Origin of the sequence: Nocardia sp. NPDC005366, assembly GCF_040606855.1 — a bacterium.
In the GTDB taxonomy this organism is placed as follows: Bacteria; Actinomycetota; Actinomycetes; order Mycobacteriales; family Mycobacteriaceae; genus Nocardia.
Map to the genome: position 1 here is coordinate 48,935 of NZ_JBEXFQ010000038.1, position 8,318 is coordinate 57,252.

General features: G+C 69.3%; 6 protein-coding genes. All 6 read left to right on the forward strand.

Going from position 1 to position 8,318, the window contains the following annotated elements; genetic code table 11:
- Window positions 1-204 precede the first annotated feature (204 nt).
- The 6 genes from ABZS43_RS31330 (at window position 205) to ABZS43_RS31355 (ending at window position 8,224) form a co-directional block, all read left to right on the forward strand.
- On the forward strand, window positions 205-909 hold the full coding sequence (locus tag ABZS43_RS31330; RefSeq protein ID WP_355039594.1) for a hypothetical protein: 705 nt from the start codon (window positions 205-207) through the stop codon (window positions 907-909).
- 52 nt (window positions 910-961) lie between these two features.
- Window positions 962-1,981, forward strand: coding sequence for a DNA methyltransferase (locus ABZS43_RS31335; RefSeq protein WP_355039595.1), 1,020 nt, complete (start codon window positions 962-964; stop codon window positions 1,979-1,981).
- The gene (locus ABZS43_RS31340; RefSeq protein WP_355039596.1) at window positions 1,978-4,518 is read left to right on the forward strand and encodes a DUF87 domain-containing protein; all 2,541 of its coding nucleotides are present in this window, start codon (window positions 1,978-1,980) and stop codon (window positions 4,516-4,518) included. The genes ABZS43_RS31335 and ABZS43_RS31340 overlap by 4 nt, the downstream gene beginning before the upstream one ends.
- Window positions 4,519-4,595: 77 nt before the next feature.
- Complete coding sequence (locus ABZS43_RS31345; protein ID WP_355039597.1) at window positions 4,596-5,591, forward strand: replication-relaxation family protein; 996 nt, start codon at window positions 4,596-4,598, stop codon at window positions 5,589-5,591.
- An 8-nt stretch (window positions 5,592-5,599) separates the two neighbouring features.
- Window positions 5,600-6,616 carry an NlpC/P60 family protein gene (locus ABZS43_RS31350; RefSeq protein ID WP_355039598.1) on the forward strand — a complete coding sequence of 339 codons (1,017 nt, stop codon included), beginning with the start codon at window positions 5,600-5,602 and terminating at the stop codon, window positions 6,614-6,616.
- 114 nt (window positions 6,617-6,730) lie between these two features.
- The gene (locus tag ABZS43_RS31355; protein WP_355039599.1) at window positions 6,731-8,224 is read left to right on the forward strand and encodes a cutinase family protein; all 1,494 of its coding nucleotides are present in this window, start codon (window positions 6,731-6,733) and stop codon (window positions 8,222-8,224) included.
- The last annotated feature ends 94 nt before the right edge of the window (window positions 8,225-8,318 follow it).

Genomic DNA, 8,318 nt, shown 5'->3' on the forward strand with positions numbered 1-8,318 from the left:
CTATTCGAATACCGGCGAAAAAATATTCTTCTCAACCGGATAACGGCGGCGCTCCGCGCTTGCGGAGTAGTGGCCCCCGTGAACTCTGCACGGGGCCGGAAAAACTCATCCGAAGAAATATCGGTCGGGGGTGTCCAAAAATGGGGTTTTCGGCGGGATTAGTTAGTAGAGACATTTTTCTCCGACCGTCAGGAGCACTCTCTTATGACTGCGGAATCCCGTCAGCGTCCCTCCCGCCCCGGCACCAGCAGCAACGGTACCGGCCGTACCTCGGTCCCGGTGGTGATCCCCTCGACCCTGTGGACCGCCGGAACCGACCCGCTCGATCCCGAGGACCGCTGGCCCGCACCGATCGTGGCCCGCGCGGTACACGAGTTCACCGCACCCGGTGGACGGGTGCTGCTCCTGGGCTGGCCCACACCGGCCGCTCGTGGCGGCCTGCACGCGGTAGCGGCCGACACGGTAGCGGCCTGCGCGGACGTCGAGGCGCTGGGCCGCACCGCCCACCACCAACCCCACACCGACACCGGAACTGGCACCGGTGATGCGGTGGATCTGGTTCTGGTGAGTTTGCTGGCCGATCACCTCGACCCGATCACCGCCGCCGAACAGGCCGCCGCGCTCGCGGTGCAGCAGTTGACGGCGGGCGGGTTGTTGGTCGTGCTCGGGCGCTGCCGTCACAGCGACTCGGGTGTGTTGGTCGATCCGGCCGGTGCGGTCGTGGCCGCCGCCCAGGCCGCCGATCTGCTCTACCTCCAACACCTGATCGCCGTGCCCGTCACCGACACCACCATCACCGATATCCCGTTCGCCGAGGCACCGGCCTCGGTCACCGACCGGTATCCGGTCGCGCACACCGTCGCCCACGTCGACGTGTTCGCGTTCCTGCTGCCCGCCGCCCAGGACTGACTACGTGCTCCCCGACACCGCACGAACCGATCACTCTCGTGAAGGAATCTCGATGACTCTCGACCTCCGCACCGCGTCCCCCGACACCACCCTCGACTCCGCGACCGGGACCGGGACCGGGACCGGTCCGACCGCTGCCCCGGTGTCGGTGTGGGCCACCGCGCAATCCGCGCCAGCGACGCAACGCCGGGGCCGGTATCACCCCGACAGCGTGAAGCATCCGGCGAAGATGTTTCCCGCGATCGTGCAACATGCTGTCGCGACCTATACCCGTCCCGGTGACCTCGTGCTGGATCCGATGTGTGGGATCGGCACCACCCTCGTCGAAGCACTGCATTCCGGTCGGCGCGCGGTCGGCGTCGAGTACGAGATCCAGTGGGCGGAGTTGGCGCGCACCAATATCGGGCTCGCCCGTCACGCGGGGATCGATCTCGATGCCGCTGTGTACACCGGCGACGCCCGCAAACTCCCCACCCTGCTCCCCGACGAGTTGCGGGGGCGGGTGGATCTGGTGATCACCTCCCCGCCCTACGGTGACTCCCTGCACGGCCACGTCCGAGCCAATGGTGCGGACCCGGTGCGTAAGTCAAACCACCGCTACGGCGCGGCGCTGGATCGCGGCAACCTCGCCAACGTCGGACTCGGCCGACTGCTCTCCGGGTTCACCCGCATCCTCACCGGGGCCGCCGAATACCTCGCCCCCGGCGGGCACGTGGTCATCACCGCGCGGCCGTGGCGGCAGCACGCGGAACTGGTGAACCTGCCCGCACATCTGATCACCTGCGGCACCCTCGCCGGACTCGAACCCGTCGAACGCTGCGTCGCGTTACTCGGGCGGCTGTCCGAGGGAGACCTCGTGGCGCGCAGCAGTTTCTTCCAGCGCGACTTCATCGTCAAACAACGCGCGGCCGGACTACCGATGCATTTGATCGCGCACGAGGATGTCGTGATTCTGCGCAAGCCCCTATCCGCCTCGGCGCCGACCGAGTCACGCGAGGCTCGCACCGGACTCCAGTACGGGGCCGCCCCGTTCTGGGGCACCAGCACCGGATCCGGGTCGGTGGCGGCGTGAACACCACCGCCGTCGCGAGTCCCGAGCAGGGATGGCTGAGCCGTGTCCTGGTCTCACCCGGATCGACGCTGGGTGATCTCGCAGCCACGATCGGACACGGCTTCTTCTCTCCGGCCGCGTTTGTGGTCGCCCTCACCGCGGCGGGACTGGTTGCCGCGGTGAGGGCGGTGGTGCTGTGGCGGCGAGGGCGGCTGCGGGCCGATGCCCGCCACGTCACCGTGCTCACCCCACCCGAAGTCGATCCGAAAGGCGCACTCGCCTTCTGGACCCACCTGATCGGGCAACTCCGCCCCGCCTGGGCACGGCTGCTGTTGGGGCAGCCGCACCTGGGGTTCGAGTACAGCGTCACCCCGGAGGAGGGGGCCGCGATCCGGCTCTGGGTGCCCGGCAAGGTTCCGCCCGGGTTGATCGAACGGGCGGTCGCCTCGGCGTGGCCGGGCGCGCACACCGAGACCACCGACCCCGCCCAACCACCACTACCGGACCGCGACGAGCACGCGCGGCGGATCGTGACAGGGGGTGAGTTGCGGCTGGGCCGCCGCGAAGGGCTACCCCTGCGCACCGACTACAGCGGGGATCTCGTGCGGGATCTGATCACCGCCGCCGACGACCTCGCCCCCGGACAAGCCACCTGCGTACAGATCCTCGCCCGTCCCGTCACCGGTCATCGCGTGACTCGCATTACCCGCACCGCCGGGATGTCCGGGGCGGCGGGGGCACCGGCCGGGTTGGTCCTGGCGCTGTTGCGCGAGGTGTTGAACCTGATCACCCCGGGACCTGTCTCCCGCCCCGCACGCACCAGCGCGTCGGCGAGTAGGCCAGCCGCTGACAAGCAGACCGCGCTGGAGTTCACCGCCGCCGCCCGCGCGGCAGCGGTGAAAGCGCGCGGCCCGCACTGGGAAACCCTCGTGCGCTACGCGGTCTCCATCCCGGTCACCGACGAGCCCGACCACGCTGGCGTCTCCCAAGCACGAAAGGTCGCGCGCGGACGGGCGGACGCCCTCGCGACGGTGTTCGGGGCCTGCACCGACCACAACTACTACCGACGACACCGTCGCCTCCGGTTGACGCGAGCGATGGGCGAGCGGCGACTCGGGCGCGGGAACCTGCTCTCGGCAGCAGAGTTGGCCTCCATCGCGCACCTCCCGACCGAGGACGGACTCCCCGGCCTGCAACGCGCCGGAGCCCGCGCCCTGTCCCCGGCACCCCAAATCCCGGTCGCCGGAGCGCACACCAAACCCCTCGGCATCTCCGACACCGGAGGACACCGCCCCGTCGCGGTCAAAGTATCCGACGCCCGCCACCATTTGCACATCCTCGGCCCCACCGGCGTCGGTAAATCAACGCTGTTGGCGCGGATGATCCTCGATGACGCCGACGCCGGGCGCGGTGTGATCGTGGTCGATCCGAAAGGCGATTTGGTCACTGACATCCTGTCGCGGTTGCCGTCGCGGTTCGGGGAGCGGGTGGTGTTGTTCGACGCCGACGCCAATACACCGCCGCCGTGTGTGAATCCTCTCGATATCGGGCGGATCGGGAGAGCCGGAATGGATCTCGCGGTCGACAACCTCGTCACCGTGTTCCACCGCATCTTCGCCCAATGGTGGGGACCACGCACCGACGACATCATGCGCGCCAGCCTGCTCACACTCTGCGCACAACCCGGCACACCCACCCTGGCCGATCTGCCGCGCCTGCTCACCGAACCCGCCTACCGGCAACGCGTCACCCGCACCACCCCGGATTCGGTCCTGCGCGGGTTCTGGGACAGCTACGAACAACTCACCGACACCGGACGCGCCCAACTCACCGGCCCACTGTTGAACAAGCTGCGGGCCTTCCTCCTCCGGCCGTTCGTGCGCGCCGCCATCGCGGGCGGACCCTCCACCGTCGAATTCGCCGACATCCTCGACAACGGCGGCATCTGCCTCGCCCGGTTGCCGAAAGGCTCACTCGGAGAGGAAACCAGCCGCCTCGTCGGGTCGCTACTCGTGGCTCGCACCTGGCAGGCCGTCACCGCCCGCGCTCGTGTCCCTGCCGCCGACCGCCCCGACGCCGCGCTCGTTCTCGATGAGGCACAGAACTTTCTCAACCTGTCGACCCCGGTGGAGGACATGCTCGCCGAAGCCCGCGGACTCCGACTCTCCCTACTGCTCGCCCACCAGAACCTCGGCCAACTCTCCCGCGAGTTACGTGACGGGATCTCGGCGAATGCCCGCAACAAAATCATCTTCGCCGTAAGTCCCGAGGACGCCAGGGATCTCGCGCGGCATACCGAGCCGTGGTTGTCCGAGCACGACCTGAGTCACCTCGATGCCTTCCACGCCGCCGCACGCCTGCTCGTGGACGGGCAGAACGCGCGACCGTTCACCCTCACCACCCGCCCTCTGGATCCCCCGATCCCGGGTCGTGCCCGTGAGATCGCCGCCGCCGCCCGCACCCGACTCGCCACCACACTGGCCGATCCCGCGCCCGGTAGCGCACCGGTCGTCGTCAGCGGCCCGGCAGCCAGCACGGGTGATCCCCGGCTGAGCTAGATCACCGCCGAGGGCGGCGCGCGTCCCGGCAACACCGGTACCCGGTGTCTTCGTCTCTGCGAAAGGTTTTCTCGCTGATGATCTCTCACCCCGATCGGCAAGCCGACATGCGCGCGCCGCACCCCTCCCCACCCCGGCCTTCGGGAGCGGTGAAGGTGACGCCGTTGACCGGTCGTGACCGCTGGATCCTGCGGATGGTGCACGAACACCGCGTCCTGACCACCAACCAACTCGCCGAACTCGCCTTCCCCACCTACAAGATCGCCCGCCGCCGCTTGGCGATCCTGCACGACTACCGGGTCCTGGACCGGTTCCGGCCGCTACTCACCCGGGGCAGCACCCCCTCGCACTGGGTCCTGGCCCCCGCCGGAGCCACCGTGCTCGCCGCGGAAGCCGGAGTCGGCCCACGAGACCTCGGCTACAACCATCAACAAGCCCTCGCCGTGGCCCACAGCCTGCACCTGACCCACACACTCGGCGTCAACGAATGGTTCACCACCCTCACCACCAACCACGAGCCAGACAACCGAGTGGCGGCGTGGTGGTCACAGACCCGCTGCCAACGCCTCTGGGGCGACCTCGCCCGCCCCGACGCCTACGGCCGCTACACCCACCCCGACCACGACTCGACGCTGGACTTCTTCCTCGAATACGACCTCGCCACCACCTCACTACCGCGAGTAGCCGCCAAACTCTCCGGCTACAGCGAACTCGCCCGCACCACCGGACGGGTCACCCCGATCCTGTTCTGGGTACCGACCGCGCTCCGGGAAACCAACACCCGCGACGCGCTACGCCGAACCTGGGAACGGTTACCCGACCCCGACGCGGTGCCCGTCGCCACCGCCGCCGCACAACACCTCGCACCCTTCCCTGATCCGAGTCCCGCCGACCGGGTGTGGCTTCCCCTGGACACGAACAGCGCGAGCCGACTGCACCTGCACGAGCTGGCCGCCGTGTGGCCGCGCCGCACCCCACCCGACCCCGACATCGAACAGAGCACCCTCACCCTCGGCGGGCAGGTCATGCTCGCACCGCCACCACCACGCCCACCGACCCTCTCGGGCAGGTGAACCCGCCGATGCTGGTCAAGGCCCTCGGTGCGGGCAGCGCGGCGGTCCTGTTCTTGATTGTTGTGATCGCCGCCGTCGTCACCACCGTCATCGTCTACCAACAACCACTCCCCACCCCCGGCCCCGGAACCTCGGCCGGGGCGGGCAGTACCCCGAGTCCGTCCGCGCGAGAGGACATCCCACCAGAGTTACTCGTGCTGTATCAGCAAGCCGCCTCCGATTGCCCTGGTCTGGATTGGTCGGTGCTCGCCGCGATCGGCAAGATCGAAACCGACCACGGACGCTCACCCTTACCGGGTGTGCGGTCCGGGGAGAACTCATCCGGGGCCGCCGGACCCATGCAATTCCTCGCCCCGACCTTCGACGCTGTCATCGCCCGACACTCCTTACCGCCGGGTGGGGCGAGTCCACCCTCGCGCTACGACCCGAGCGACGCCATCCACGCCGCCGCCCACTACCTGTGCGACTCCGGCGCACCCGCCGACCTCTACGCGGCGATCTGGGCATACAACCACGCCGACTGGTACGTGAACCAGGTCCTCGACCAAGCCGCCCGCTACCGCACCACCACACCCTCCGGCGGCGGGGACTGCCACACCATCGAAGCGGCGAGCGCGGTTGCTGGGCAGGCGGTCTCCTTCGCGTGCGCGCAACTCGGTATTCCGTACGTGTGGGGCGGTAACGGCCCCGACGTCAACGGCGGCTGGGACTGCTCCGGGCTCACCCAAGCCGCCTACCGCGCCGCCGGGATCACCCTGCCGCGCGTCACCTACGACCAGATCCACACCGGTCCCCGCGTTCCCGAAAACCAGCTCGCCCCCGGTGATCTCATGTTCTACGGAACCGCCGACAACGTCCACCACGTCGGACTTTTCCTCGGGAATGGGCGGATGGTGCACGCGCCCGATATCGGACAGCCCGTCCAAATCAGTGGATATCGGTGGCCCGGAGACGACTACTACGCCACGACCCGACCCTCCGCCATTTCCGCACCGGCACAACCAGATTCGCGCGACTCACCCTGACCGCAGGCCCGCCACTGCCTGGCAACCGAAACCTCTCCCTCCGTACCCGAACTCCCGAGAACGTCTCGGTGACACCGAGACACCCGTCCCGCCCCCCGATTGGAGACCCTCACCATGCACAACCGACACACCCACCCTCGCCCCGTCCGCGCCCGCCGCTTCGCTCGTGCGCTGCTGTGTGCCGCCACCGCCGTCGCGACCGTCGTCGGGGCCGGTGTCGCCGCCGCAGACCCGACACCGGCCCCCGCCGCTACCAACTGCCCGCCCTGGACCGCGATCCTGGTACCGGGCACGTGGGAGACGACACCGACCGCCGACTCGACCCGGCCGGTCGGGATGCTCGCCCCGATCGCGCAGGGCTTGACCGCTCGCTACGGCCGCGATATCGAGGTACGCACTCTCGCCTACACCGCCGACGCCGCCCCTTACGCCACCTCGCAAACCCAAGGCGCGCAGGCACTCACCGCGACTCTGGCGGGCTTGTGCTCTAGCACGCGGGTGGTCCTCGCCGGCTATTCCCAAGGCGCCGATATCGTCGGTGACCTCGCCACCGCGATCGGCAACAATCGCGGGCCGATACCGGCCTCGCGGGTGATCGCGGTCGGACTCCTGTCCGACCCGCATCGCGACCCCGCCACCACCCAGCTCGGTGATCCGGTATCGGGCCAGGGCATCGCCGGACCGCGCTCCCAGGACTTCGGCGACCTCGGCGACCGTGTCCGCACAATGTGCGCCGAGGGCGACCTCTACTGCTCGACAACTCCCGAGACATCCCCAGCCTTCGCCTCGGTAGGCCGCGCCGTCACCTCCACACCGACTCCAGCTCAGGCCACTCCCGCGCCGAATCGGGCCTCGACCAGCACGACGACCACCCCCGGCTCGGCACCGGCATCCAGTACCGGCATGGCCGGGACAGCACCGACCACTTCCGGGATCTCGATCGCGGGCCTGGATCCCTCCCAGGTCCTCGCCCAGGTGATCACCGTGCTCGGTGGGCTGTCCGGGTTCGCCGCGAACGTACCCGCCATCATCAACGACCTCGCCCAACTACCCGGACTCGTCGGCACCGGGGACATCCCCGGCCTGCACCGCATCGCCGGGGACCTCAACAACCAATTCCGCCCCCTCGTGAGCATGGCCGCCGGTATCGACCTGCGACTCGTGGCGCGTGCGCTGAGCCTGGCCGCGCCCCTGGACACCTCCGGCACGGTCGCGATCGCGGCCCAGATCGTCGGACTCGTAGCAGGCTTGGACATCACGCGCATCGCCACCGACATCGGGCGAGCCCAGGAGATCGCCTGGACCGCCCTCCACGCACTCACCACCGGAGACCCCCTCGCCGCGCTACTCGCACTGACCGGGTTCGCCCCCGTCGCCACCGACCTCCTCGCCGCGACCGCGTCCGCGTTCACCGGGACCGGGGTCGCGACACTGGCCCAGACCTACACCACCGGCTCTGCCACCGGTGTCGCGGTGGGTGACCTGGCCCGACAGGGCAGCGACGCGGCCCGCTTCGCCACCGCCGGGGTCCACACCACCGGCTACGACACGACCACCACCACGGCCCTGCTGGAGTGGCTCGAACACAACATCGACCACACGAAATAGACCCCACGCCACCGAACACCCGACGACCGAAACGGCCGGTGGGACCACTCGACCTTGCGTGTCGACATTCGCCTGGGCGACGATCGGGCGCGCT

Excerpts from the sequence above, each read along its gene's own strand:
- ABZS43_RS31330 (WP_355039594.1), top strand. The coding sequence starts at position 205 with ATGACTGCGGAATCCCGTCAGCGTCCCTCCCGCCCCGGCACCAGCAGC.
- ABZS43_RS31335 (WP_355039595.1), top strand. The coding sequence starts at position 962 with ATGACTCTCGACCTCCGCACCGCGTCCCCCGACACCACCCTCGACTCC.
- ABZS43_RS31345 (WP_355039597.1), top strand. The coding sequence starts at position 4,596 with ATGATCTCTCACCCCGATCGGCAAGCCGACATGCGCGCGCCGCACCCC.
- ABZS43_RS31350 (WP_355039598.1), top strand. The coding sequence starts at position 5,600 with ATGCTGGTCAAGGCCCTCGGTGCGGGCAGCGCGGCGGTCCTGTTCTTG.
- ABZS43_RS31355 (WP_355039599.1), top strand. The coding sequence starts at position 6,731 with ATGCACAACCGACACACCCACCCTCGCCCCGTCCGCGCCCGCCGCTTC.